The following is a 22,010-nucleotide window of genomic DNA, read 5'->3' as shown; positions in this document are numbered from 1 at the left end:
GGACGGAAAGCCCGTGCCAGACCGGAAGCCCGCTCCCTCGCCCCAACCCTCTCCCGGAGGGAGAGGGAGCTATTCGCGGCTGGGCTCAAATCATGAGAAGAAGGCCAGCTCCGTCAGCTCCCCTTCTCCCTCCGGAGCGGGGCGCGTAGCCAGGGGCTGGGAGTGAGGGGCGGAGCCGGATACGGACGGAAAGCCCGTGCCAGACCGGAAGCCCGCTCCCCCATCAACGCAACTGCGTAAACGCCAGCTTCACGCCCAACGCCACCAGCACCGCGCCCATCGCCCGGTCGAACCAATGTCCCATGCGCGAGAAACCGGCACGCACGCGGCGCTGGCTGAACAGTAGCGCCACTAGGCAGAACCACAGCGCGGTGGCCACCGCCAGGTACGCGCCGTAGCCGGCCTGCACCCAATGCGGGGTATGCGGGTCGATGACCACGGTGAACAGCGAGAGGAAGAACAGCGTCGCCTTGGGATTCAGCCCGTTGGTGACGAAGCCGGTGACGAAAGCCGCGCGGGCGTTGCGCTCCAGTGCGCCGGACGGCGTTTCCAGGTTGCTCGGCGCGGCGGGACGGGCGCGTAGCGCCTTGATGCCGATGTACAGCAGGTAGGCGGCCGCCAGCCATTTCAGCATGTTGAACAGCAGGATCGACTGCGAAACGATCAGCCCGATGCCGAGCAGCGAATAGGCGACGTGCACGAAGATCCCGGTGCCGACGCCCAGCGCCGTCCAGGTGCCGGCCCGCCGGCCGTTGGCCACGCTCTCGCGCACCACGATGGCGAAGTCCGGGCCGGGACTGGCCACCGCCAGCAGGTGGATCAAGGCAACGGTGAGGAATTCCGCCCAGTTCATAGCACTCTCCAGAATCGTCCGCCGCACACATTACCCCGCCGCCAGGCGCCGCGACAGATACAGTTGTGCGCAATCCCGGACCGCGGACAATGGCACGAAGGAGCCCTGGCCAAACGGCCCGCGTCGGGTATCGTGACAGCCTGCGTGTACACCAGCGAACCGGAAATCCATGCCATGAACACCCGTGCCGTATTCCTCGACCATGCCTCCCTCGACCTCGGCGACCTCGACCTGGGCCCGCTGCGCCAGGTGCTCGGCGAGTTGGTCCTGCACGATGCGACCCAGCCGGAGCAGGTCGCCGAACGCCTGCAAGGCGCCCAGGTGGCGATCAGCAACAAGGTGCCGATCAGCGCCGAAACCCTCGCCGCCTGCCCCGAACTCAAGCTGGTGCTGATCACCGCCACCGGCACCAACAACGTCGACCTCGGCGCCGCCCGCGCCCATGGCGTCGCCGTGTGCAACTGCCAGGGCTACGGCACGCCCTCGGTGGCCCAGCACACCCTGATGCTGCTGCTTGCCCTGGCCACCCGCCTGCCCGACTACCAGGCCGCGGTACGCGCCGGGCGCTGGCAGCAGGCCAGCCAGTTCTGCCTCCTGGACTTCCCCATCGTCGAGCTGGAAGGCAAGACCCTCGGCCTGCTCGGCCACGGAGAGCTGGGTGGCGCCGTCGCCCGCCTGGCCGAGGCGTTCGGCATGCGCGTGCTGACCGGCCAGTTGCCCGGCAGGCCGCTGCGCGCCGACCGGCTGGCCCTGGACGAACTGCTGCCGCAGGTGGACGCGCTGACCCTGCATTGCCCGCTTACCGAGCACACCCGCAACCTGATCGGCGCCGACGAACTACGCCTGATGCGGCCCGGCGCCTTCCTGGTCAACACCGCGCGCGGCGGCCTGGTCAACGAACAGGCCCTGGCCGACGCCCTGCGCAGCGGCCACCTGGGTGGCGCCGCCACCGACGTGCTGACCCAGGAGCCGCCCAGGGATGGCAACCCGCTGCTGGCCGACGACATCCCGCGCCTGATCGTCACCCCGCACAGCGCCTGGGGCAGCCGCGAGGCGCGGCAGCGCATCGTGGTGCAGGTGACCGAGAATGCCGAAGCCTTCTTCGCCGGTGCGCCGCGCCGCCTGGTGAGCTAAGCTGCGCGGCTTTTTCGCCAACGACCTTATTCCCGGTCTTTTCTGGACTCCCGCCTGCGCGGGAGTGACGGGAGCCCTGCCTGTGCGGGACGGCGGGCGGAAGACCGGCCATTCCCCTTGCACGACTTCACCACAAGGAGCCCAGCCACCATGGACCCACGAAGCGAAGTGCTGCTGCGCCAGGCTGAACTGTTCGGCGGCCAGCTCCTGCTCGCCGGCCTGCCGGCCGACGACCTGCTCGGCCAGTTGCCGGAAGCCCGTGGCTGGAGCTGGCATGCCGGCGACCAGGCCCGTCTCGAGGCACGCTTCGCCGGGCGTTGCCGGTTCGGCGTCGCGCCGCCGGAAGAGGCGTTCCGCGCCGCCGTGCTGTTCCTGCCGAAATCCCGCGAACTCACCGGCTACCTGCTGACCGCCCTGGCCGCGCGCCTGCCCGGCGGCGAGCTGTTCCTGGTCGGCGAGAAGCGCGCCGGCATCGAGCGTGCCGCCAAGCAACTGCAACCCTTCGGCCAGCCGCGCAAGCTGGATAGCGCGCGCCATTGCCAGCTCTGGCAGGTGCGCATCGACCAGGCGCCGGCAACGCCGGACCTCGAAGCCCTGGCCCGGACCTACGAACTGCCGCTGGAGGACGGCCCACTACAGGTGGTCAGCCTGCCCGGGGTGTTCGCCCATGGCCGCCTGGACCGTGGCACCGCCCTGCTGCTCGAACACCTGGAGCACCTGCCGGCCGGCCATCTGCTCGACTTCGGCTGCGGCGCCGGGGTGCTCGGCGCAGTGCTCAAGCGTCGCTATCCGGACAGCCAGGTGACCCTGCTGGACGTCGATGCCTTCGCGGTGGCCAGCAGCCGCCTGACCCTCGCCGCCAACGGCCTGGACGCCGAGGTACTGGGCGGCGACGGGATCGCCGCCGCGCCCGGCGGGCTCGCCGCGATCCTCAGCAACCCGCCGTTCCACGAAGGCGTGCACACCCACTACCAGGCCAGCGAAGACCTGCTGCGCCAGGCCGCCAGCCACCTGCGGGCCGGCGGCGAACTGCGCCTGGTGGCCAACAGCTTCCTCAAGTACCCACCGCTGATCGAACAGCACCTCGGCCCCTGCCAGACCCTCGCCGAGGGCAACGGCTTCCGCATCTACCGCGCCCGAAAGGCGTAGCTCCGCTTCAGCCCATCCGGGCTGGAGCCCCCTGCCTGCGTCAACTTGCGTTTGCCCGGCCAGCGCGCACACTCCTTGAAGCTCATGGACAGCGAGAAACCCCGTGAAAACCACCGCCAAAGAGGCTGAACTGACCTTCGCCATGTCGCCGGAAAAGACACCGCCGAAGCTCAAGCGCACGCTGAAGACCCGCCACCTGAACATGATCGCCATCGGCGGCTCGATCGGCACCGGCCTGTTCGTCGCCTCCGGCAGCACCATCGCCACCGCCGGCCCCGGCGGCGCGCTACTGGCCTATGCGCTGATCGGCATGATGGTGTTCTTCCTGATGACCAGCCTCGGCGAGCTGGCCGCGCACATGCCGGACTCCGGCTCGTTCTGCACCTACGGCAGCCGCTTCATCGACGAAGGCTTCGGCTTCGCCATGGGCTGGAACTACTGGTACAACTGGGCGGTGACCATCGCCGCCGAGCTGGTGGCCGCGCAACTGGTGATGAGCTTCTGGTTCCCCGACGTGCCGGGCATCTACTGGAGCTTCGGGTTCCTCTCCCTGATGTTCCTGCTCAACTTCTTCTCGGTGAAAGGATTCGGCGAAAGCGAATTCTGGTTCGCGATGATCAAGGTGATCGCCGTGATCGTGTTCATCGGCCTCGGCCTGGCAAGCATCTTCGGCATCATGACCGGCATCGACTCGCCCGGCTTCAGCAACTTCACCCTCGGCGAGGCGCCCTTCGTCGGCGGCCTCCAGGCGATGATCGGGGTGGCGATGATCGCCGGCTTCTCCTTCCAGGGCACCGAACTGATCGGCATCGCCGCCGGCGAGTCGGAGAACCCGCGCAAATCCATTCCCATCGCCATTCGCCAGGTGTTCTGGCGCATCCTGATGTTCTACATCCTGTCGATCTTCGTGATCGGCATGCTGATCCCCTACACCGATCCCAACCTGCTGAAGACCGGCACCGACGACATCAGTACCTCGCCCTTCACCCTGCTGTTCGAGCGTGCCGGCCTGGCCGCCGCGGCCGGGGTGATGAACGCGGTGATCCTCTCGGCGATCCTCTCGGCCGGCAACTCCGGCATGTACGCCTCGACCCGCATGCTCTACACCATGGCCCTGCAGGGCAAGGCGCCGAAGCTGTTCGCCTACTTGTCTCAAGGTGGCGTGCCTCGCTATGCGCTGTATGCCACCACGGCGGTCGGCGCGCTATGCTTCCTGACCAGCTTCATCGGCGACAAGACGGTCTACACCTGGCTGCTCAACACCTCGGGAATGTGCGGCTTCATCGTCTGGCTGGGCATCGCCATTTCCCACTACCGCTTCCGCAAGGGCTTCATCGCCCAGGGCGGGCGGCTCGACCAGTTGCCCTACCGCGCCATGCTGTTCCCGTTCGGCCCGCTGTTCGCCTTCTGCCTGTGCCTGGCGATCACCCTCGGGCAGAACTACCAGGCGTTCTTCGGCGAGCGCATCGACTGGGCCGGGCTGATCGCCACCTACATCAGCCTGCCGCTGTTCCTGGTCATCTGGTGGAGCTACCGACTGAAGAACGGCACCCGCTTCGTGCGCTACGAGGAGATGAACATCCGCTCGACGCGCGACGATTGAGACTCGGAGTGACGTTCGCCTAACGCCAGCTTTGGTAGGGTGCGCCGCGCGCACCGTTTACCGGGAAATACCTCCGCATCGCACCGGGAACTCCGGGGCTGCCGTCCTGTCGGTGCGCGCGGCGTACCCTACAAGAGCATCGACCGACAGGCATTACCCACCCTTGCCCACCACTCCCACTTTCGGCACAATGCGCCCCGTCCTAGGGGAGTAGTCTCCCACGAGCGCCCTGCTCGTCCGGCGTGCGTCAACACACTTGGTCCGCAGACCATGGCGCTCGCGACCCAAGCCTGCCCAGACAGGCTCGCGGTTTGACAAGACCTATGACACACATGACCTGACCCGGGGTGGGCAGGCATGCGTGTCATACGTGATTGGTCGACCCGCCCCTTAGGAAGTCCTGATGTTGGAATCCCTGCTGGTCCCCACTGGCATCGTCGCCCTCGCCGAGATCGGCGACAAGACGCAGCTCCTCGCCCTGCTCCTCGCCGCCCGCTTCCGCAAACCCTGGCCGATCATCGCCGGAATCGTCGCCGCCACCCTGGCCAACCACTTCGCCGCCGGCGCCGTCGGCACCTGGGTCTCCACCTTCTTCTCCGCCGCGACGCTGAGCTGGATCCTCGCCGCCAGCTTCGCCGCCGTGGCGCTCTGGACGCTGGTCCCGGACAAGATCGACGAAGAAGAGGAAGCCTCGCACTTCAAGCGCTTCGGACCGTTCCTCACCACCCTGATCGCCTTCTTCCTCGCCGAAATGGGCGACAAGACCCAGATCGCCACGGTGATGCTGGCGGCGCAGTACCCGCACTTCCTGATGGTGGTCATCGGCACCACCCTGGGCATGCTGCTGGCCAACGTACCGGTGGTGCTGGCCGGCAACTTCGCCGCCGAACGCCTGCCGCTGGCGCTGATCCGCCGCATCGCCGCCTTCGCCTTCGGTCTCCTGGCGCTGTACGCCGGCTATGAGGCGCTGAAGCTCAGTGGCCTGATCTGACGCCCCTGGCCGGCGTTTCGGCCAATGCCTCCCGGAGGCGCCTTGCTAGAGTGCGATCCACCTGCACCCGGCGGTGCCTTCAGGAGCGAAGCGATGACCTTGGATGACATGAAAAGGCTGGTCCGCCAGCACATCGACCTGAGCTGGAACAAGGGCCGCCTGGCGCTGGCCGAGCAGTTGCACAGCAAGGCCTTCCTGTACAAGAGCTCCTTCGCCGGCAAGCCGCTGGGCAGTGCCGGTTATGTGCAGATGGTGCAGGAAATCCGCCAGGCCATGCCGGGGCTGGAAGTGGTGATAGAGGAATGCCTGGCCGAGGGCAACAAGGTGTTCACCTGGAGCACCCTGATCGGCACCATCGAGAAACCGGCGCTCGGCTACCCGGCCAGCGACAAGGTGGTGAGCATCTCCGCCATGGCCTGCTGGACCCTCAGCAGCAGCGGCGAGATCGAGGAGCTCTGCACCATGTTCGACATGGAAAGTTTCCGCGCCCAGCTCAGCCTGGAGACCCGTCCCTTCGCGGAAATCGCCCTGCCCTGACGCCCCGGTTCGTAGCCCGGATGCAATCCGGGAAGCCTGCCCGCCTCGTCATCCCCGGCCATCCAGATAGCCGTTCGCCCGAAACCACTGGATGCTGCGCCGCAGCGTGGTATCCAGATCGGTTTCAGCGACGAAGCCCAGCTCCTCGTGTGCCTTCTGCCCGTCGAGGAACTGTCCGCCGGCCATCACCGCGATGGCGGTGTCGTCCAGTTTCGGCGGCCTGCCGGTCAGCCGATAGCGCAAGCGGCCCAGCCCGGCGATCAGCTTGGCGACCTCCAGCGGCACCGGCTTCGGCGCGGGGACGCCGAGCCACCCCGCCACCTGACGGGTCAGCTCGCCCATCTCGACGTTGTGGCCGGTGAGCAGGTAGCGCTCGCCGACCCGGCCCTTCTCCAGCGCCAGCAGCAGGCCTCGGCCGGCGTCGGCGGCATCGATCAGGTTGCGCCGGCCCGGCACGTAATGGCTCATCTCGCCGCTGGCGATGGCGGTGATCAGCCGTCCGGTGCTCGGCCCGGCGTCGTATTCGCCGAGACACATGCCGGGAATCCCGATCACCACCGGCAGGCCGCTGCGCGCCTGCTCGCGGGCCTGCTCGTCGAGCGCCCACTTGCACAGCAGGTAGGGGTTCTTCCAGCGCGGCATGCCCTCGTAGAACAGCCCCTCGTGCCCCGGCTGCCCCTGCGGATGGCGCGGCAGGGCGATGGCCGCGCCGACATAGAGGATGCGCGGCACCCGCGCTGCCAGGCAGGCGGCGTAGAAGTGATTGCTGAGGTTCAGCGCGCGGGCCACCTCGTCCTGCCAGCGGCGCGGTCGCGTGGGGTAGTAGCCGGCACAGAAGATGACCCCGTCGAGCCCGCGCAGGGCCTCGGTCAGGGCCGCGTGATCGAGCAGTTCGGCGGAGCGGTATTCCGGCTCCAGGTAGGCCAGCCGCTCGATCCGCGATGAGGGTCGATGGATCGATATCAGTTGGTGACCGGCTGCCCGCACGGCGCGAGCAGCGTGATGGCCGAGCAGGCCGGTGGCTCCGAGGACGGCGATCTTCACTACGGCTCCTTGTCCATGGCCATGAACGGGACTTGCGCCCGTCCACGGCCTTCTGTCGGCGAAAAGGCGCCGCTCAGTCTAGGGGCTGTACTGCGACCTGGCTACCGGCCGCCGGCCTGCTGGTAGAACGGCATGACCTTCGGAATCGCCGCCTGCAGGTTGGACATGCGGGTGCTCGACGACGGGTGGGTGCTGAGGAATTCCGGCGGGGCGCCGCCACCGGCCTGGGCCATCTTTTCCCACAGGCTGATCGCGGCGTTCGGGTTGTAGCCCGCGCGGGCCGCCAGTTCCAGGCCGATCAGGTCGGCCTCGTTCTCGTTGCCACGGCTGTTGGGCAGGGTCATCAGGTATTCCACGCCCATGTTGGCCATCTGCAGGCCGCCCTGCCCGACGCCGAGCGCGGCGCCGACCTGGTTGGCCATCTGCACGCCATAGGCCTTGGACATCGCCTCGCGGCCGTGCTCGCGCAGGGCGTGGGCGATCTCGTGGCCCATCACCGCGGCCAGTTCGTCATCGGTCAGCTTGAGCTGCTCGATCAGGCCGCTGTAGACGATGATCTTGCCGCCAGGTCCGCAGTTGGCATTGAGATCCTTGCTCTTGATCAGGTTGACCTGCCAGTCCCACTGCGCGGCATCGGGGCGGAACACCGGCGCCTGGGCGATCAGCCGCCGCGCGATCGCGTCCACCCGCTTGGCGTTGGCGCTGCTCTTGTCCAGCACGCCCTTGCTCGACGCCTCGGAGAGGGTCTGCTGGTAGGACTGCGCATACATCTGGTTGACCTCCTGGGTCGACAGCATGCTGAACATGTACTGCTTGCGCTCGACGCCGACGGCGCCGCCGCTGGTGGTGTTGACGGCCTGGCATCCTGCGAGCAGCAGGGCCGCCGTCAGGCCACCCAGGCGAAACAACGGGATCATGGTGCCTCTCTCCCTGTGAATGAAAACGACTACCGCCCGGCGACCGGTCCGCACAGGCATTCCTTAGACAAACGGCAGGCTTGTTTTGCACCCACCGGCTCATGATTCTCCCCCCTCGCGCCGATAACGGAAAGAGTCCAACAGCCTGCTCGGGTGCCCGCCCATGAAACTCCGATCCATCCAGCTTTCCGTGGCCCTCCTCGCTGGCGCCAGCGTGCTCGCGGTGGTCGCCGCCCTGGTGCTCTACGCGCTGTTTTCCGGCGCGCGCACCCAGAACCTGGTGCAGGAGCGCACCCAGAACCTGCTCGGCCAGGTGATCGAGGAGCGCCTGGCCTCGCTGGCACGCGCCCAGGTCGGGCAGATCCAGCGCGAACTGGACTACCCGATGACCGTCGCCGCGACCCTGGCACAGACCATTGCGCTGCTCGGCGAGGCCGATGCCAGCGGCGCCGCGCGGCTGGCCGCCACCCGCGAAGAGATCATCAACCTGGCGGAACGGGCCCTGGCCGCCAACCCCAAGCTGCTGGACGTCTACGTGGGCTGGGAAGCCAACGCCTTCGACGACAGCGACGACCTCTACGCCAACCAGCCCGGCCACGACGCCAACGGCCGCTTCATGCCCTGGTGGTACCGCGTCGACGGCCAGCTCAAGATGGAACTGCTCGGCGACACCATCGAAAGCGAGAAACTGCTCCCCACTGGCGTGCGCGAGGGCGAGTACTACCTCTGCCCGCGCCAGCAAAAGCGCAACTGCGTGATCGACCCGGCGCCCTACGAGGTGAACGGCAAGATGACCATGCTCGCTTCGTTCAACGCACCGATCCTGGCCGACGGCCAGTTCAAGGGCGTCGTCGGCGCCGACCTGACCCTGGAGTTCATCCAGCAACTGCTGGTCGACGCCGACCGGCAGCTCTACGACGGCGCCGGCGAGATGGCACTGATTTCCGGCAACGGCCGCCTGGTCGCCTACACCAAGGACGCCGGCAAGCTGGGCGCACCGGCCGGCGAAGTGCTCGACGAGAACGAGGTGAACAACCTGAAGAGCCTGCGTCTCGACGAGGTCACCTACGACATCGACCGCGACCACGGCCACATCGAGCTGTACCTGCCGTTCAGCGTCGCCGGCAGCGACACCCGCTGGACCCTGCTGCTGCAACTGCCCGAGCAGGCGGTGTTCGGCCAGTTGCAGCAGTTGCAGGACGAACTGGCCGGGCAGCGCGACCGGGACATCCTCGGCATGACCCTGGTCGGCCTGCTGGTCGCCGCCCTGGGCCTCGGCGTGGTCTGGCTGGTCGGCCACGGCATCGCTCGGCCGCTCCGCCAGATGGTCGCCATGCTCGACGACATCGTCCAGGGCGAAGGCGACCTGACCCGCCGTCTGCACAGCGACCGCGCCGACGAACTGGGCTCGATCGCCAAGGGCTTCAACGGCTTCCTCGGCCAGTTGCAGAACATGATCGGCCAGGTGGTCGCCTCGGTGCAGAAGGTCAGCGACTCCTCCGCGCATACCGCCGACATCGCCGTGCGCACCAACGAAGGCGTGCAGAGGCAGTTGTCGGAGATCGAACTGGTCGCCACCGCCGTGCAGGAAATGACCGCCACCGCCCAGGACGTGGCGCGCAACGCCGGCATGGCCGCCGAGGCCGCCAGCCACGCCGACCAGGCGGCCAACCACGGCAAGCTCACCGTGCAAGGCACCGCCCAGGCGATCGGCGCGCTGGCCAGCGAGATCGGCCGCGCCGTCGGCGTGGTGCAAACCCTGGCCAAGGACAGCGAGAACATCAACGCCATCCTGATCGCCATCCGCGGCATCGCCGAGCAGACCAACCTGCTGGCTCTCAACGCCGCCATCGAGGCCGCCCGCGCCGGCGAGCAGGGACGCGGCTTCGCGGTGGTCGCCGACGAGGTGCGCAACCTGGCGCAGAAGACCCAGCAGGCCACCGAGGAAATCCAGACCATGATCCAGCAGTTGCAGAACGGCACCCGCGAAGTGGTCAGGGTCATGGAGGACAGCCAGGCGAAGACCGACGACAGCGTGCAGCAGGCCACCGAGGCCGCCCAGGCGCTGGAATCGATCACCCAGGCGGTGTCGGTGATCAACGACATGAACATCCAGATCGCCAGCGCCGCCGAGCAGCAGAGCGCGGTGGCCGAGGACCTCAACCGCAACGTCACCACCATCGGCCAGGTCGCCCACCAGGTGGCCAGCGGTGCCAGCGAGGCCAGTGGCGCCAGCGCCGAACTGACCCGGCTGGCCGAGCAGCAGCGGCAACTGGTCAATCAGTTCAAGGTCTGAACCGGGCGTTGCGTAGGAGCCAGCTCGCTGGCGATCAGCGAGATTTCGAGGGTACGGATCGCCAGCAAGCTGGCTCCTACAGGGAAAGGCCTTCGCGGACCGCTACGCCGGTGTCAGGCACTCCGGCGCATCCAGCTTGGGATCGTTGACCAGGGTGGCCAGCGCCCGCTCGCGCAATGGCGGCTGCGGCCGAGCGAGCAGCGCCAGCAACTCGTCGGCCGGGGTGTCCGCCGCCAGCCAGGCGTCCTGGTCGGCGGCATCGAGGATCAGCGGGCGGCGCTGATTGGCCGCCGCCTGGGTGACCACGGCGACGCTCAGGTAGCAGCGATCGCCGACCGGGTAGGCCTCCCACAACGCGGCGAAGTGCAGCAGCGAAGCATCGCCGGTCATCCAGTACGGCCGCTTGCGCACGGCGCCGCGCCATTCGTAGAAGCCGTTGGCCGGCAGCAGTCCACGACGCAGGCGGAACGCCTCGCGGAACATCGGCTGCCCGGCGAGGGTTTCCGCGCGGGCCTGGGCCGGAGTTTTCGACAGGTCGTTCAGCCAGGCCGGTGTCAGTCCCCAGCGCGCGCGTTCGGCGCACAATGTCCCGTCGACCTGGCGCAGCAGCAGCACCTGGGCTTGCGGCGCGATATTCCAGGACGGCTGCTGGTCGGCGGGAAACCCCGGCAGCGCGGCGAAGGCCGGGGACCAGCGGAACAGGGCGTAGCGTCCACACATGGAGATGAAAAACCTGTTGGGGAAAGGGGTGGCTGCGCGATCGCGAGCGCCGGGGTACTCAGCAGAGCAGCACGCCGGGCCAGCTTTCCGGCTCCTCGCCCGGCAGCGGCTGCGCGGCATTGTACGCGGCGATCAACTGGCGCGCCTGCTCGGCCTGGTGATTTTCCACCAACAGGCCGAGCAGGCCGTGCACCGGCACCTCGCCGATGGCCCCGAGCAGGTGGCCGCCGGTGAGATGCGCCTCGATGCCCTCGCTGGCCAGCATGTTGCGCAGCATTTCGGCTTCGAGCAGGTCCTGCGGATCGTAGATTCGCTGCATCAGTCGTTCTCCGTGCGCACATCCAGGCTCCAGTCCACGCCATCGCTGCGCAGGTCGAAGACGATCGGCCGGCAGCACACCGGACAGTCTTCGATGTACTGCTGGTCGCCGGCCGACAGGTCGAGCGAAGCCTCGACCCACTCGCCACAATATGGACACTGGTAATCCTGCGCTTCCAGCATCGCCATCTCCCGTTGTGACTTTGGCGTATACTCGCCGGTCTATTTTCGACCCCGTTCCACGGGGTTCGCTCCCTTACACGGCATACACGACAAGAGAACATGATGGGCGAATTCGACGCCATCCGACCCTACGCCGACGCCGAAGTCTCGGCTGTCCTCAGACGCCTGGCGGCGGACGAGAGCTTTCTCGATATCCTCACCCGTTTTCGCTACCCGCGCCTGAGCAAACCGTTCTCCAGGCTGCTCAAACCACTTATAGCCCATCGGCTGCGCAGCGAGTTCCGTGGAATCGATTCGGTGGCCAAGCTGCAGGACCGGATCGAGCCCTACGTCGACCGCACCATCGAACGCGCCACCGACGGGGTGACCTATTCCGGCGTCGAGCGGCTGAAGGCCGGCAGCGCCTACCTGTTCCTCGCCAACCACCGCGACATCGTCATGGACCCGGCGTTCGTCAACTACGCGGTCTACCACGCGGGCCTGCCGACGCCACGCATCGCCATCGGCGACAACCTGTTGCAGCGGCCCTTCGTCAGCGACCTGATGCGCCTGAACAAGAGCTTCATCGTGCACCGCTCGCTGAGCAACCGGCGCGAGAAACTGGCCGCCTTCCAGTTGCTGTCGGCCTACATCAACCACTCGATCCGCTCGGACGGCGAGTCGGTGTGGATCGCCCAGGCCGAAGGCCGCGCCAAGGACGGCGACGACCGCACCGACTCGGCGATCCTCAAGATGTTCCACATGAGCCGCAAGGACGAGCCCTTCGCCGAGGTGATCCGCGACCTGCGCCTGACCCCGGTGTCGATCAGCTACGAGTACGACCCCTGCGACCAGGCCAAGGCGCGCGAGCTGTACACCCGCGCCACCACCGGCGGCTACAGCAAGGCGCCGGGCGAGGACGACCAGAGCATCGCCCTCGGCATCACCGGCTACAAGGGCCGGGTGCACGTCAGCTTCTGCCCGCCGCTCACCGAGCCGGCGGAAGACGCCAAGCAACTGGCCCAGGAGATCGACCGGCATATCCTCGGCAGCTACCGGCTGTTCCCGGTCAACTACCTGGCCTATGCGCAGTGGGAAGAACGCGACCCGGCGCTGGCGGTGCCGGACGCCACCGCGCTGTTCTCCGCCGAGGAACTGGCCGGCGCCCGCCGCGAGTGGCAGCGTCGCCTGGACGCCTGCCCGGTCGAGCAGCGGCCCTACCTGATCCTGCAATACGCCAACCCGGTGCGGAACCAGTACCGCCTGAAAACCGGGCTGGAGCTGTAACGAAAAACGGCGACCTCAGGGTCGCCGTTCTTTCATACGAGTTGGGTACTCAACCAGGACACCACCAGCGCCAGCCCCAGGCTGGCGGCGCCGAAGCGGGTGAAGAAACGGTTGATGCGCAGGGTGCGCTCGTCCAGCGGCAGGGCCTCTTCCTCATCCAGTTCAGCCAGTTCGGTCTGGGCGGTCAGTCGCGCCAGGGCGCGACGCTCGCGCGTCCGGGTGGCGACCAGCAACCAGCCGCCGGCGACGGCGAAGAACAGCGCCAGGCCGTTGACCAGTTGGGCGGGATGGGCCTGGAACAGGCCCCAGAGTAGCTGCAGCGACATCATCGAACTCCGCCCGGAGGAGAACGGGGACACCGCGCTACCACACAAGCAAGGAAAGAAAAAACGAAAGGGATATGGCGGCGCAGTCTACCCGACTGGGAGCTCTGGCGCGGTGCTTTCCGACGGAACGCCGGGCCGCTGTCACCGGATTGTCAGAAGCGCCGGGCATCCTCCCTGCCCGTTATCCGAGGAGCCCGCCATGCTGCATGCACACAACCAGGACCCGCTTTACCGGGTCGCCCACAACGATGAACAAACCGCGCTGGTCGATGCCCTGGCGTTCAACGTCCAGGACCGGGGCTGGCTGGTCTACTGCGCGCTCGGCGGCCATCAGCACCACGACTGGCCGGAGGCCGACCCGCACACCGGCCTGGCCCTCCTGCCGATGTACGGCGAAACCTCGTAGGCGGGGCTGATGGGTTGCCACCCATCCTACGGCAGCCCTGTAGGATGGGTGACAACCCATCACACGGACTCGCCCGTCCCGCGCGCCCCTACTCCGCCGTCTCCTGGATCATCCGCACCACCCGCTGCGGAAACGGGATGTCGATCCCGGCCTCCCCCAACGCGTCGCGGGCCTTCTCGTTGAACATGAACACCACGGACCAGTAGTCGGCGCTCTTCACCCAGACGCGCAGGGACATGGTGATGGCGCTGTCGCCCAGGCTGGCGACCACCGCCTCCGGCGCCGGCTCGCGCAGCACCCGTGGGTCCTGGGCCAGGCGCAGCAGCACCTCGCGGGCGCGTTGCAGGTCGGCGTCGTAGTTCACCCCGATGTCGAACACCACCTTGCGGGTGGGCTGGCGGTTGAAGTTGGTGATGATGCCGTTGGACAGGTTGCCGTTGGGCACGATCACCGTCTTGTTGTCGCCGGTGCGCAGCACGGTATGGAAGATCTGGATGCTGTCGACGGTGCCGCTCACCCCCTGCGCCTCGATGAAGTCACCGATGCGGAACGGACGGAACAGCAGGATCAGTACCCCGCCGGCGAAGTTCGCCAGGCTGCCCTGCAGGGCCAGGCCGATGGCCAGGCCGGCGGCACCGATGGCGGCGATGAAGGACGTGGTCTCGATGCCGATCATCGAGGCCACGCTGACCACCAGCAGCACCTTCAGGATGATGTTGGCCAGGCTTGAAACGAAGTTCTGCAAGGCCTGGTCGGCGCTGCGCCGCGCCAGCAGCCTGCTCAGCCGGGCGGTCAGCGAGTTGATCAACCACCAGCCGATCAGCAGGGTGACCAGCGCCAGGGCCACCCTGCTGCCGTATTCCAGGACCATCGGCCACCAGGCCTCCGAGGCCCTGACCAGGCGATCGACTTCCGAACCTACATCCATTGCAACCTCCTTCACGTCGACGGCCGACCACCCGGCCACGAAAAGCGTCGTCCAGGAAGCTGCGACGCCAGCCGGCCGGGAAGGTTCCCCGCGGAGCTGGCGCAATGCGATCAATCGCGGAAGTTGTTGTACTGCAGCGGCATGCCGAAATCCTTGCCGCGCAGGCTGGCGATGGCGTCCTGCAGGTCGTCGCGCTTCTTGCCGGTGATGCGCACCTGCTCGCCCTGGATGGCGGCCTGGACCTTGAGCTTGGTGTCCTTGACGTGGGCGACGATCTTCTTCGCCAGCTCCTTGTCGATCCCTTCGCGGAAATCCACTTCCTGCTTGACCACCTTGCCAGAGGCATAGGAGTCCTTGATCTCCATGCACTGGATGTCGATCTTGCGCTTGATCAGGCAGGAGCGAAGGATATCGAGCATCTGGTCGAGCATGAAATCCGCTTCGGCAGTCAGGGTGACGCTCTTTTCCTTGCTTTCGAAGCTGCATTTGCCGCGCAGGTCGAAGCGGCGCTCCAGTTCCTTCGCCGCGTTATCCAGGGCGTTGGTGAGTTCGTGTTTGTCCAGTTCGGACACCACGTCGAACGAAGGCATGGTGATTCTCCAGATAGACGGCGCGACCGGCATCACGGTCGGAGCGCGCCGAGGCTTGACGATAAAAATGCGCGGTCATTATATAGCCGCACAGCGCATAATCGGCCCGTTTCAGGCTTTTCCCGCTGTGACTGCCGGCATATCCACTCTTCTTGCGAGCCTACTCAATGCCCAACCCCCATCTCAGCATCCTGGTGGTGGACGATGCCAAGTTTTCCAGTGCGATGATCGGCCGCGCGCTCAGCCAGGCCGGATACCAGGACGTGCGTTTCGCCAGCAGCGCCGAGGAAGCGCTCGGGCAACTGGAGCAGCGCCCCGCCAGCGTGCTGCTGGCCGACTGGCTGATGCCGGAGATCGACGGCCTGGAGCTGACCGCCCGGGTGCGCCAGCTCGACGAGATGGCCGACCACTACACCTACGTGATCCTGCTCACCGGCAAGGAAGGCGAGAACGCCCTGAGCGAAGCCTTCGACCGTGGCGTCGACGACTTCATCAGCAAGGCGGTGATGAACGAGCAGTTGCTGCCACGGGTATACGCCGCCGACCGCCTGTGCAACACCTTGCAGCGCCTGCTGAACGAGAACCGCCTGCTGGCCCATAACATCGCCCATCTCGAGGAGCGCAACCTGGTCGACCCGCTGACCGGGCTCGGCAACCCACGCTACCTGCGCCAGAAGCTGGCCGACAGCCTGCGCCAGATCGAGTCGCGCGGCGGTGCCGCCTGCTACCTGCTGATCGGCCTGCAGAACGCCCCGCAACTACGCCAGCGCTTCGGCGCCGCGTTCCACAACGAACTGCTGCACGGCATCGCCCGCCGCCTGCAACAACTGGTGCGACCGCTGGACGTGCTGGTGCGCCTGGACGACGACCACTTCGGCCTGATCACCCTGCTCGACGACCTCCAGGAGTGCTCGCCGAGCAGCTTCCGCCGCCTGCACGAAGGGCTCAACGTCAAGGCGTTCAAGACCAGCGAAGGCTTCATCAACCTGCAGGCCGGCATCGCCCTGGTCGGCCTCGACGCCCAGGCCCTGCCGACCACCCCGGAAACGCTGATGGAACAGGCCTCCGAACTGCTCCTCGAAGCCTACGCCAGCGGCCGGGTAGCGGCCCTGCGCCTGCCACAACGGGTATGACCTGGCACATCCTCGGCGCCGGCAGCCTCGGCGGACTCTGGGCCGCGCGCCTGGCCCGCACCGGGCTGCCGGTCCGGCTGATCCTCCGTGACCGCGCGCGCCTGGCCGGTTACCGGCGGCTCGGCGGCCTGACCCTGGTGGAACCGGAACAGACCAGCCTCTACCCGATCCCGGCGCAGACCCCGGACGACCCGGAACCGATCGACCGCCTGCTGCTCGCCTGCAAGGCCTACGACGCCGAGGAAGCCGTCGCCAGCGTGGCCGCCCGGCTCACCCCGGGCGCGGAGCTGATCCTCCTGCAGAACGGCCTCGGCAGCCAGGACGCGGTTGCCGCGCGGCTGCCACGGGCGCGCTGCATCCTCGCCTCCAGCACCGAAGGCGCGTTTCGCGACGACAACTTCCGCGTGGTATTCGCCGGCCAGGGCTTCACCTGGCTGGGCGATCCGCGCGAGCCAACCGCGCCCGCCTGGCTCGCCGAGCTGCACGCCGCCGGCATCCCCCACCAGTGGACGCCGGACATCCTCGCCCGGCTGTGGCGCAAACTGGCGCTCAACTGTGCGATCAACCCGCTCACCGTGCTGCACACCTGCCGCAATGGCGGCCTCGCCGAACACGCGGCGGAAGTCGCCGGACTGTGTGACGAGCTGGTCGAACTGCTCCGCGCCTGCGGCCAGGACAGCGCCGCCGAGGACCTGCAGGCGGAAGTCGAACGCGTGATCCAGGCCACCGCCGCCAACTATTCCTCGATGTACCAGGATGTCGCCCACGGCCGGCGCACCGAGATCGGCTACCTGCTCGGCCATGCCCTGGCCGAAGCGCAGCGCCACGACCTGTCGCTGCCGCGCCTGGACGAGCTGCACCGGCGCCTGTCGGCACATCTCACCCGGCTTGGATTGCCCACCCGCTAGCGGCGCGCTACCCTGCCGGCACTCCCCGTCAGTCGCGACAGTCCGCCCATGCCCCTGCGCCAGCGCCTCGAAAACCTGCCGGTCGGGCAGAAACTTCTGACCGCCGTGCTGGTACTGCTCGCCACCGTGCTGCTGGTGGCCAACTTCAGCTTCATCAGCGCCGCCTACTGGATTTCCCAGGAAAACATGGCGCCCCAGGCGCTGCAGATCCTCGGCCGGCTGATCGCCAGCCCGTCGCTGAGCAGCACCGCGCTGAGCTCGCCAACCGCCGCCAACGAGTTGCTGCGCCGCCTGGATGGCTATACGCCGCTGCGCGCGGCGGCGATCTACGACAGCCAGGGCGCGCTACTCGCCGAACTGCAGCAAGGCGAGTCCCTGAACCTGCCCAAGCGCGTCGAAAAGGTCGCAACCTGGCGCATCGGCGAGTTCCGCGCCAACCAGTTGATCGAACTGCCCCAGCAAGGCCAGCCCCCCGGTCACCTGCTGCTGGTCGCCTCCAGCGAACTGCCCGGCGCCTTCTACACCGGCACCCTGACCGCCAGCCTGGTGATCCTCGCCCTCAGCGTGCTGCTCTGGCTGCTGGTCGCCCAGCAGATCCGCCGCCTGGTGACCCGGCCGATCCTGCAACTGGAAGCGCTGTCGCGCCAGGTCACCCGCGACGAGGACTATTCGCTGCGCGCCGCACGCGGCAACCACGACGAGATCGGCAACCTGGCCGACGCCTTCAACACCATGCTGACCCGCATCGAAGCGCGCGAACAGCAGCTCAAGCGCGCCCGCGACGAAGCCCAGGCCGCCTTCGACCAGGCCCGCAACCTGGCCGAGGAAACCCGCCACTCCAACCGCAAGCTGGAGCTGGAAGTGCAGGTGCGCAGCAAGATCGAGAAGAAGCTCACCGGCTTCCAGAACTACCTGAACAGCATCATCGACTCCATGCCCTCGGCGCTGATCGCCCTCGACCAGGAGCTCTACGTCACCCAGTGGAACCAGGAGGCCAGCGCCCTCTCCGGCACCGCCCAGGAGGACGCCCTCAACCAGCCGGTGTTCCTCGCCTTCCCCTCGCTGAAGTTCTACCTCACCCAGCTCAAGCGCACCGCCGAGCGACACACGGTGGAGAAGATCGAGCGGGTCACCTGGATCCAGGACGGCGAGCCGCGCCACTACGCGCTGACCTTCTACCCACTGATGGGCGGCACCCTGCAGGGCGTGGTGATCCGCATCGACGACATCACCCAGCGGCTGTCGCTGGAGGAAATGATGGTGCAGTCGGAGAAGATGCTCTCGGTCGGTGGCCTGGCCGCCGGCATGGCCCACGAGATCAACAACCCGCTGGGCGCCATCCTGCACAACGTGCAGAACATCCGCCGGCGCCTGTCGCCCGAGCTGCCGAAGAACATCGAGCAGGCCGAAGCCGCCAACATCGACCTCGGCGCGGTGAACCGCTACCTGGAGAGCCGCGAGGTGCCGCAACTGCTCGACGGCATCCAGCAGGCCGGCTCGCGGGCGGCGAAGATCGTCACCCACATGCTCAGCTTCAGCCGGCGCAGCGACCGCCAACTGGCGCCTTGCGACCTGCCGTCGCTGATCGACCAGGCAGTGGAGATCGCCGGCAACGACTTCGACCTCACCGAAGGCTTCGACTTCAAGGGCCTGACCATCGTCCGCGACTTCGATCCCCGGCTCGGCGCGGTGCCGGCCACCGCCAACGAGCTGGAGCAGGTGCTGCTCAACCTGCTGAAGAACGCCGCCCAGGCCATCCACCTGCGCGAGGACGACCAGCCCGGCCGCATCACCCTGCGTACCCGGCTGAGCCCGCCGTGGGCGGAAATCCAGGTAGAGGACAACGGCATCGGCATGCCCGAGCAGGTGCGCAAGCGCATCTTCGAACCGTTCTTCACCACCAAGGAGATCGGCCAGGGCACGGGGCTGGGCCTGTCGGTGTCCTACTTCATCATCACCAACAACCACAAGGGGCAGATGGAAGTGCAGTCGCAGCTCGGCCAGGGCACCTGCTTCACCCTGCGTCTGCCACTGGCCTCCCCCGGCGAAACCACGAGCCACTGAACATGGGTTATCGACTGAGCAAGATCTACACGAAGACCGGCGACAAGGGCGAGACCGGCCTCGGCGACGGCCGCCGGGTGCCCAAGGACCACCCGCGCGTGGAAGCCATCGGCGAAGTGGACGCGCTGAACAGCCAGCTCGGCCTGCTGCTCGCCCAGCTCGCCGAACAGGAAGCCATGTGGCCGGGCCTGAGCGAACTGATCGAAGTCCTCTCCCCCTGCCAGCACCGCCTGTTCGACCTCGGCGGCGAACTGGCGATGCCGGCCTACCAGGCCCTGGGCGAAGCGGAAGTACAGCGCCTGGAAGCGGCCATCGACCGCTGGAACGAAGAAGTCGGCCCGCTGGAGAACTTCATCCTGCCCGGCGGCTCGACCCTGGTCGCCCAGACCCACATCTGCCGCAGCCAGGCACGCAGCGCCGAACGCCGCTGCCAGGCGCTCAACGCCATGGAACCGCTGGGCGCCGTCTCCCTGGCCTACATCAACCGCCTCTCCGACCTGCTGTTCGTCGCCGCCCGCCTGATCGCCAAGCGCATGCAGATCAACGAAGTGCTCTGGCAGGCCGCACCAAAGCCCTAGGCTGGAGGCTGGAGGCTGGAGGCTGGAGGCTGGAGGCTGGAGGCTGGAGGCTGGAGGCTGGACAGCGTTCTGGCCATGCACCTTCTACGTCAAACCCTTCTTCGCGGCCATGGAACTGGGCGTCCCCGCCGCTCCTACGGTCTCGACCTGTAGGAGCGCACCATGCGCGCGATACCCGGCAACGCAAAAGCATCGCCAGCAAGCTGGCTCCTACAACAGCGAACGAGTAGCCCGGATGCAATCCGGGGAAACCCTCCCGGATTTCATCCGGGCTACGTGGCGGTTTACTGGGTCCCCGCGTTAGTGGCGGCCCACGTAGGGTGCGCCGCACGCACCGATCCGAGTCCAACACCTACGTTTCCGGCGAACCACCCTGCCCGCGCAAGGTAAACGGTGCGCACGGCACACCCTCCAAAAGCCGGATCGCTTTTCCGTCCAGCCCTCCAGCGCTCTTCTCGTCTTTCATGCCGGCCAGAACGCGCGGATACCGGCCACACCCTGTGCGCCAACCCGTCCGGCGCGTTCGGCATCGTCGGGGCCGACGCCGCCGAGCAGGAACACCGGCTGGTTGAAACCGGCGATCAGCTCGCGCGCCGCGTCCCAGCCCAGGGGGCTCGCTTCGGGGTGGGTCCGGGTCGCCTGCACCGGCGACAGGGTGACGAAATCCACGCCCATCCGGTCGGCCAGTTCCAGCTCCTCGGCGCTGTGGCAGGAAGCGGCCAGCCAGCGCTCCTTGGGAAACGGCCGGCCATGGGCCGCATACTTGCGCAACTGTTCGGCGGTCAGGTGCCAGCCGGCGGCGGGAAAGTCGCCCAGCCACTCCAGCGGCCCCTTGAGCATGAGCTGCGCCTTGCCGGCGCACAGTCCCACGGCGTCCACCGCCAGGTCGCGGTATTCCGGGCTGTAGAGGTTCGGCGCGCGCAACTGGACCAGCCGGACACCGGACGCCAGCGCCGCCCGCAGCCCCTTGAGCAGAGCCGCCGGCTCGAGATCGTCAGGCGTGATCAGGTACTGGCGCGGCAACCGCGCGGCATGCACGATCGGCCGGTTGGCCGCCGGGAACTCGTAGTCGCCCAGCTCTCGCGGCGTCACCCAGGCCAGCGGCTGGCCTTCGGCGCCGTGCGGCTCGCCGGCGAACGCCGTGACGTCCCAGACATCCAGCAGGACATGCTTGTCCGGATAGTCGTGGTTCACCTGGATCAACGGGCTGGCCCGCTCGACGCGGATGCCCAGCTCTTCCTCCAGCTCGCGGGCCAGGGCCACCTCGACGGGCTCGCCCTCCTCGACCTTGCCACCGGGAAACTCCCACAGCCCGCCCTGGTGCTTGTCTTCCGGGCGACGGGCCAGCAGGATGCGGCCGGCGGCATCATGGATAACCGCCGCCGCCACATGGATTCGTTTCACGCTTCGCTTTCCTCCTGGGCGGCCTGCAACCAGCGCTGGAACGCCGGCCAATGGTAAATGGTATCGACATAGGCCGCGGCCACCGGCGGCAGGTCGATGCGGTAACTGCGCAGGCGGCTGGCCACCGGCGCATAGAAGGCATCCGCCAGGCTGGCGTGGCCGAACAGGAACGGGCCGTCCTGGCCGAAGCTGGAACGGCACTCGGCCCACAGCATGCAGATGCGCTGAATATCGGTCTTCGCCTCGTCCGGCACCCGTTCCAGCGCCTGGTCGCGCTTGAGGTCCATCGGCAGATGGGTACGCAAGGCGGCGAACCCGCTGTGCATTTCCGCGCAGATCGAGCGCGCCACCGCCCGGGCGTACTCGCCACGGGGCCACAGGTGGGCTTCCGGGAAACGTTCGGCCAGGTACTCGGCGATCGCCAGGGAATCCCAGACCAGCCCCTCCTCGGTCACCAGCAGCGGCACCTTGCCGCTCGGCGAGTATTCGAGGATGCGCAGGCGGGTGTCCGGGCGATTGAGACGGATCAACCGCTCGCGATAGGGCACGCCGGCCAGTTCGAGGGCCAGCGCGCCACGCAACGACCAGGACGAATAGCGTTTATCGCCGATTACCAGTTCCATCGCTCGCTCCTCGCTCGAACCGCGCCTTCGCAGTCATGG

The 22,010-nt window shown here is 67.5% G+C and carries 22 protein-coding genes, 1 pseudogene and 1 riboswitch; of the genes and pseudogenes, 12 read left to right on the top strand and 11 right to left on the bottom strand.

Features of this window, described 5'->3' with window-relative positions; translation table 11 throughout:
- Window positions 1-223: 223 nt before the first annotated feature.
- Complete coding sequence (locus PSEWESI4_RS05740) at window positions 224-853, bottom strand: LysE family transporter (RefSeq protein ID WP_187670227.1); 630 nt, start codon at window positions 851-853, stop codon at window positions 224-226.
- A 174-nt stretch (window positions 854-1,027) separates the two neighbouring features.
- Here PSEWESI4_RS05740 and PSEWESI4_RS05735 point away from each other — a divergent pair, with 174 nt between their 5' ends.
- From PSEWESI4_RS05735 to PSEWESI4_RS05715, 5 genes are all read left to right on the top strand, one after another.
- Window positions 1,028-1,987: a 2-hydroxyacid dehydrogenase gene (locus PSEWESI4_RS05735; RefSeq protein WP_187670226.1), complete on the top strand. Its 960-nt coding sequence runs from the start codon at window positions 1,028-1,030 to the stop codon at window positions 1,985-1,987.
- A gap of 150 nt (window positions 1,988-2,137) precedes the next feature.
- Window positions 2,138-3,136 carry a methyltransferase gene (locus PSEWESI4_RS05730; RefSeq protein ID WP_187670225.1) on the top strand — a complete coding sequence of 333 codons (999 nt, stop codon included), beginning with the start codon at window positions 2,138-2,140 and terminating at the stop codon, window positions 3,134-3,136.
- A 142-nt stretch (window positions 3,137-3,278) separates the two neighbouring features.
- Window positions 3,279-4,739, top strand: a complete 1,461-nt coding sequence (locus tag PSEWESI4_RS05725; RefSeq protein ID WP_187670232.1) for an amino acid permease — start codon at window positions 3,279-3,281, stop codon at window positions 4,737-4,739.
- Between the two features lie 193 nt (window positions 4,740-4,932).
- Window positions 4,933-5,052: riboswitch (yybP-ykoY riboswitch) on the top strand.
- 90 nt (window positions 5,053-5,142) lie between these two features.
- Entirely contained in the window at window positions 5,143-5,730 is a 588-nt protein-coding gene (locus PSEWESI4_RS05720) for a TMEM165/GDT1 family protein (RefSeq protein WP_456243204.1), read from the top strand.
- A 93-nt stretch (window positions 5,731-5,823) separates the two neighbouring features.
- Complete coding sequence (locus PSEWESI4_RS05715) at window positions 5,824-6,267, top strand: ketosteroid isomerase-related protein (protein WP_187670224.1); 444 nt, start codon at window positions 5,824-5,826, stop codon at window positions 6,265-6,267.
- 48 nt (window positions 6,268-6,315) lie between these two features.
- Here PSEWESI4_RS05715 and PSEWESI4_RS05710 read toward each other — a convergent pair whose 3' ends face one another.
- On the bottom strand, window positions 6,316-7,311 hold the full coding sequence (locus PSEWESI4_RS05710; protein WP_187670223.1) for an NAD-dependent epimerase/dehydratase family protein: 996 nt from the start codon (window positions 7,309-7,311) through the stop codon (window positions 6,316-6,318).
- 101 nt (window positions 7,312-7,412) lie between these two features.
- A complete protein-coding gene (locus PSEWESI4_RS05705; RefSeq protein WP_187670222.1) occupies window positions 7,413-8,228 on the bottom strand; it encodes a M48 family metallopeptidase in 816 nt (271 codons plus the stop codon).
- A gap of 163 nt (window positions 8,229-8,391) precedes the next feature.
- On the opposite strand from PSEWESI4_RS05705, the gene PSEWESI4_RS05700 reads away from it, so the two are divergent.
- On the top strand, window positions 8,392-10,524 hold the full coding sequence (locus PSEWESI4_RS05700) for a methyl-accepting chemotaxis protein (RefSeq protein WP_187670221.1): 2,133 nt from the start codon (window positions 8,392-8,394) through the stop codon (window positions 10,522-10,524).
- 102 nt (window positions 10,525-10,626) lie between these two features.
- On the opposite strand, the gene PSEWESI4_RS05695 is transcribed toward PSEWESI4_RS05700, so the two are convergent.
- Genes PSEWESI4_RS05695 through PSEWESI4_RS05685 form a run of 3 tightly spaced genes read right to left on the bottom strand, consistent with a single transcriptional unit; the run spans window position 10,627 to window position 11,745 of the window.
- Window positions 10,627-11,244, bottom strand: coding sequence for an SOS response-associated peptidase (locus tag PSEWESI4_RS05695; RefSeq protein ID WP_187670220.1), 618 nt, complete (start codon window positions 11,242-11,244; stop codon window positions 10,627-10,629).
- Between the two features lie 58 nt (window positions 11,245-11,302).
- A complete protein-coding gene (locus tag PSEWESI4_RS05690) occupies window positions 11,303-11,563 on the bottom strand; it encodes a putative signal transducing protein (RefSeq protein WP_187670219.1) in 261 nt (86 codons plus the stop codon).
- Window positions 11,563-11,745, bottom strand: a complete 183-nt coding sequence (locus PSEWESI4_RS05685) for a CPXCG motif-containing cysteine-rich protein (RefSeq protein ID WP_187670218.1) — start codon at window positions 11,743-11,745, stop codon at window positions 11,563-11,565. Before PSEWESI4_RS05685 ends, PSEWESI4_RS05690 begins: the two co-directional genes overlap by 1 nt.
- Before the next feature lie 99 nt (window positions 11,746-11,844).
- Here PSEWESI4_RS05685 and PSEWESI4_RS05680 point away from each other — a divergent pair, with 99 nt between their 5' ends.
- Window positions 11,845-13,011 carry a 1-acyl-sn-glycerol-3-phosphate acyltransferase gene (locus PSEWESI4_RS05680; RefSeq protein WP_187670217.1) on the top strand — a complete coding sequence of 389 codons (1,167 nt, stop codon included), beginning with the start codon at window positions 11,845-11,847 and terminating at the stop codon, window positions 13,009-13,011.
- Between the two features lie 32 nt (window positions 13,012-13,043).
- Here the strand turns inward: PSEWESI4_RS05680 and PSEWESI4_RS05675 are convergent, their stop codons facing one another.
- Complete coding sequence (locus PSEWESI4_RS05675) at window positions 13,044-13,337, bottom strand: hypothetical protein (RefSeq protein ID WP_187670216.1); 294 nt, start codon at window positions 13,335-13,337, stop codon at window positions 13,044-13,046.
- Window positions 13,338-13,536: 199 nt separating this feature from the next.
- On the opposite strand from PSEWESI4_RS05675, the gene PSEWESI4_RS05670 reads away from it, so the two are divergent.
- Window positions 13,537-13,743, top strand: coding sequence for a hypothetical protein (locus PSEWESI4_RS05670; protein ID WP_187670215.1), 207 nt, complete (start codon window positions 13,537-13,539; stop codon window positions 13,741-13,743).
- 88 nt (window positions 13,744-13,831) lie between these two features.
- Here the strand turns inward: PSEWESI4_RS05670 and PSEWESI4_RS05665 are convergent, their stop codons facing one another.
- A complete protein-coding gene (locus tag PSEWESI4_RS05665; RefSeq protein WP_187670214.1) occupies window positions 13,832-14,671 on the bottom strand; it encodes a mechanosensitive ion channel family protein in 840 nt (279 codons plus the stop codon).
- Window positions 14,672-14,781: 110 nt separating this feature from the next.
- Window positions 14,782-15,261: a YajQ family cyclic di-GMP-binding protein gene (locus PSEWESI4_RS05660; RefSeq protein WP_187670213.1), complete on the bottom strand. Its 480-nt coding sequence runs from the start codon at window positions 15,259-15,261 to the stop codon at window positions 14,782-14,784.
- Between the two features lie 164 nt (window positions 15,262-15,425).
- Here PSEWESI4_RS05660 and PSEWESI4_RS05655 point away from each other — a divergent pair.
- The 4 genes and pseudogenes from PSEWESI4_RS05655 to PSEWESI4_RS05640 form a co-directional block, all read left to right on the top strand.
- Window positions 15,426-16,394, top strand: a pseudogene (locus tag PSEWESI4_RS05655) (response regulator); the annotation flags it as partial.
- On the top strand, window positions 16,391-17,302 hold the full coding sequence (locus PSEWESI4_RS05650) for a putative 2-dehydropantoate 2-reductase (RefSeq protein ID WP_187670211.1): 912 nt from the start codon (window positions 16,391-16,393) through the stop codon (window positions 17,300-17,302). The pseudogene PSEWESI4_RS05655 and the gene PSEWESI4_RS05650, both read left to right, overlap by 4 nt.
- 48 nt (window positions 17,303-17,350) lie before the next feature.
- Window positions 17,351-19,366: an ATP-binding protein gene (locus PSEWESI4_RS05645; RefSeq protein WP_187670210.1), complete on the top strand. Its 2,016-nt coding sequence runs from the start codon at window positions 17,351-17,353 to the stop codon at window positions 19,364-19,366.
- 2 nt (window positions 19,367-19,368) lie between these two features.
- Window positions 19,369-19,944 (top strand): cob(I)yrinic acid a,c-diamide adenosyltransferase, encoded by a 576-nt coding sequence (locus PSEWESI4_RS05640; RefSeq protein WP_187670209.1) that lies wholly within the window; start codon window positions 19,369-19,371, stop codon window positions 19,942-19,944.
- Between the two features lie 462 nt (window positions 19,945-20,406).
- On the opposite strand, the gene PSEWESI4_RS05635 is transcribed toward PSEWESI4_RS05640, so the two are convergent.
- Together PSEWESI4_RS05635 and PSEWESI4_RS05630 are read right to left on the bottom strand one after the other, a co-directional pair.
- The gene (locus PSEWESI4_RS05635; RefSeq protein ID WP_187670208.1) at window positions 20,407-21,348 is read right to left on the bottom strand and encodes a Nudix family hydrolase; all 942 of its coding nucleotides are present in this window, start codon (window positions 21,346-21,348) and stop codon (window positions 20,407-20,409) included.
- A complete protein-coding gene (locus tag PSEWESI4_RS05630) occupies window positions 21,345-21,971 on the bottom strand; it encodes a glutathione S-transferase family protein (protein WP_187670207.1) in 627 nt (208 codons plus the stop codon). Before PSEWESI4_RS05630 ends, PSEWESI4_RS05635 begins: the two co-directional genes overlap by 4 nt.
- Window positions 21,972-22,010: the final 39 nt, after the last annotated feature.

Source organism: Zestomonas carbonaria, assembly GCF_904061905.1.
Classification (GTDB): Bacteria; Pseudomonadota; Gammaproteobacteria; order Pseudomonadales; family Pseudomonadaceae; genus Aquipseudomonas; species Aquipseudomonas carbonaria.
Note: the sequence above shows the minus strand (reverse complement) of the source record. Positions and strands in the feature narration are given on the sequence as shown.

Bases quoted from the DNA above. Each gene is read 5' to 3' on its own strand.
- PSEWESI4_RS05660 (WP_187670213.1), bottom strand. From the start codon at position 15,261: ATGCCTTCGTTCGACGTGGTGTCCGAACTGGACAAACACGAACTCACC.
- PSEWESI4_RS05650 (WP_187670211.1), top strand. From the start codon at position 16,391: ATGACCTGGCACATCCTCGGCGCCGGCAGCCTCGGCGGACTCTGGGCC.
- PSEWESI4_RS05665 (WP_187670214.1), bottom strand. From the start codon at position 14,671: ATGGATGTAGGTTCGGAAGTCGATCGCCTGGTCAGGGCCTCGGAGGCC.
- PSEWESI4_RS05670 (WP_187670215.1), top strand. From the start codon at position 13,537: ATGCTGCATGCACACAACCAGGACCCGCTTTACCGGGTCGCCCACAAC.
- PSEWESI4_RS05715 (WP_187670224.1), top strand. From the start codon at position 5,824: ATGACCTTGGATGACATGAAAAGGCTGGTCCGCCAGCACATCGACCTG.
- PSEWESI4_RS05725 (WP_187670232.1), top strand. From the start codon at position 3,279: ATGTCGCCGGAAAAGACACCGCCGAAGCTCAAGCGCACGCTGAAGACC.
- PSEWESI4_RS05675 (WP_187670216.1), bottom strand. From the start codon at position 13,337: ATGTCGCTGCAGCTACTCTGGGGCCTGTTCCAGGCCCATCCCGCCCAA.
- PSEWESI4_RS05705 (WP_187670222.1), bottom strand. From the start codon at position 8,228: ATGATCCCGTTGTTTCGCCTGGGTGGCCTGACGGCGGCCCTGCTGCTC.
- PSEWESI4_RS05680 (WP_187670217.1), top strand. From the start codon at position 11,845: ATGATGGGCGAATTCGACGCCATCCGACCCTACGCCGACGCCGAAGTC.
- PSEWESI4_RS05695 (WP_187670220.1), bottom strand. From the start codon at position 11,244: ATGTGTGGACGCTACGCCCTGTTCCGCTGGTCCCCGGCCTTCGCCGCG.
- PSEWESI4_RS05700 (WP_187670221.1), top strand. From the start codon at position 8,392: ATGAAACTCCGATCCATCCAGCTTTCCGTGGCCCTCCTCGCTGGCGCC.
- PSEWESI4_RS05720 (WP_456243204.1), top strand. From the start codon at position 5,143: ATGTTGGAATCCCTGCTGGTCCCCACTGGCATCGTCGCCCTCGCCGAG.
- PSEWESI4_RS05690 (WP_187670219.1), bottom strand. From the start codon at position 11,563: ATGCAGCGAATCTACGATCCGCAGGACCTGCTCGAAGCCGAAATGCTG.
- PSEWESI4_RS05685 (WP_187670218.1), bottom strand. From the start codon at position 11,745: ATGCTGGAAGCGCAGGATTACCAGTGTCCATATTGTGGCGAGTGGGTC.
- PSEWESI4_RS05740 (WP_187670227.1), bottom strand. From the start codon at position 853: ATGAACTGGGCGGAATTCCTCACCGTTGCCTTGATCCACCTGCTGGCG.
- PSEWESI4_RS05730 (WP_187670225.1), top strand. From the start codon at position 2,138: ATGGACCCACGAAGCGAAGTGCTGCTGCGCCAGGCTGAACTGTTCGGC.
- PSEWESI4_RS05735 (WP_187670226.1), top strand. From the start codon at position 1,028: ATGAACACCCGTGCCGTATTCCTCGACCATGCCTCCCTCGACCTCGGC.
- PSEWESI4_RS05645 (WP_187670210.1), top strand. From the start codon at position 17,351: ATGCCCCTGCGCCAGCGCCTCGAAAACCTGCCGGTCGGGCAGAAACTT.
- PSEWESI4_RS05630 (WP_187670207.1), bottom strand. From the start codon at position 21,971: ATGGAACTGGTAATCGGCGATAAACGCTATTCGTCCTGGTCGTTGCGT.
- PSEWESI4_RS05640 (WP_187670209.1), top strand. From the start codon at position 19,369: ATGGGTTATCGACTGAGCAAGATCTACACGAAGACCGGCGACAAGGGC.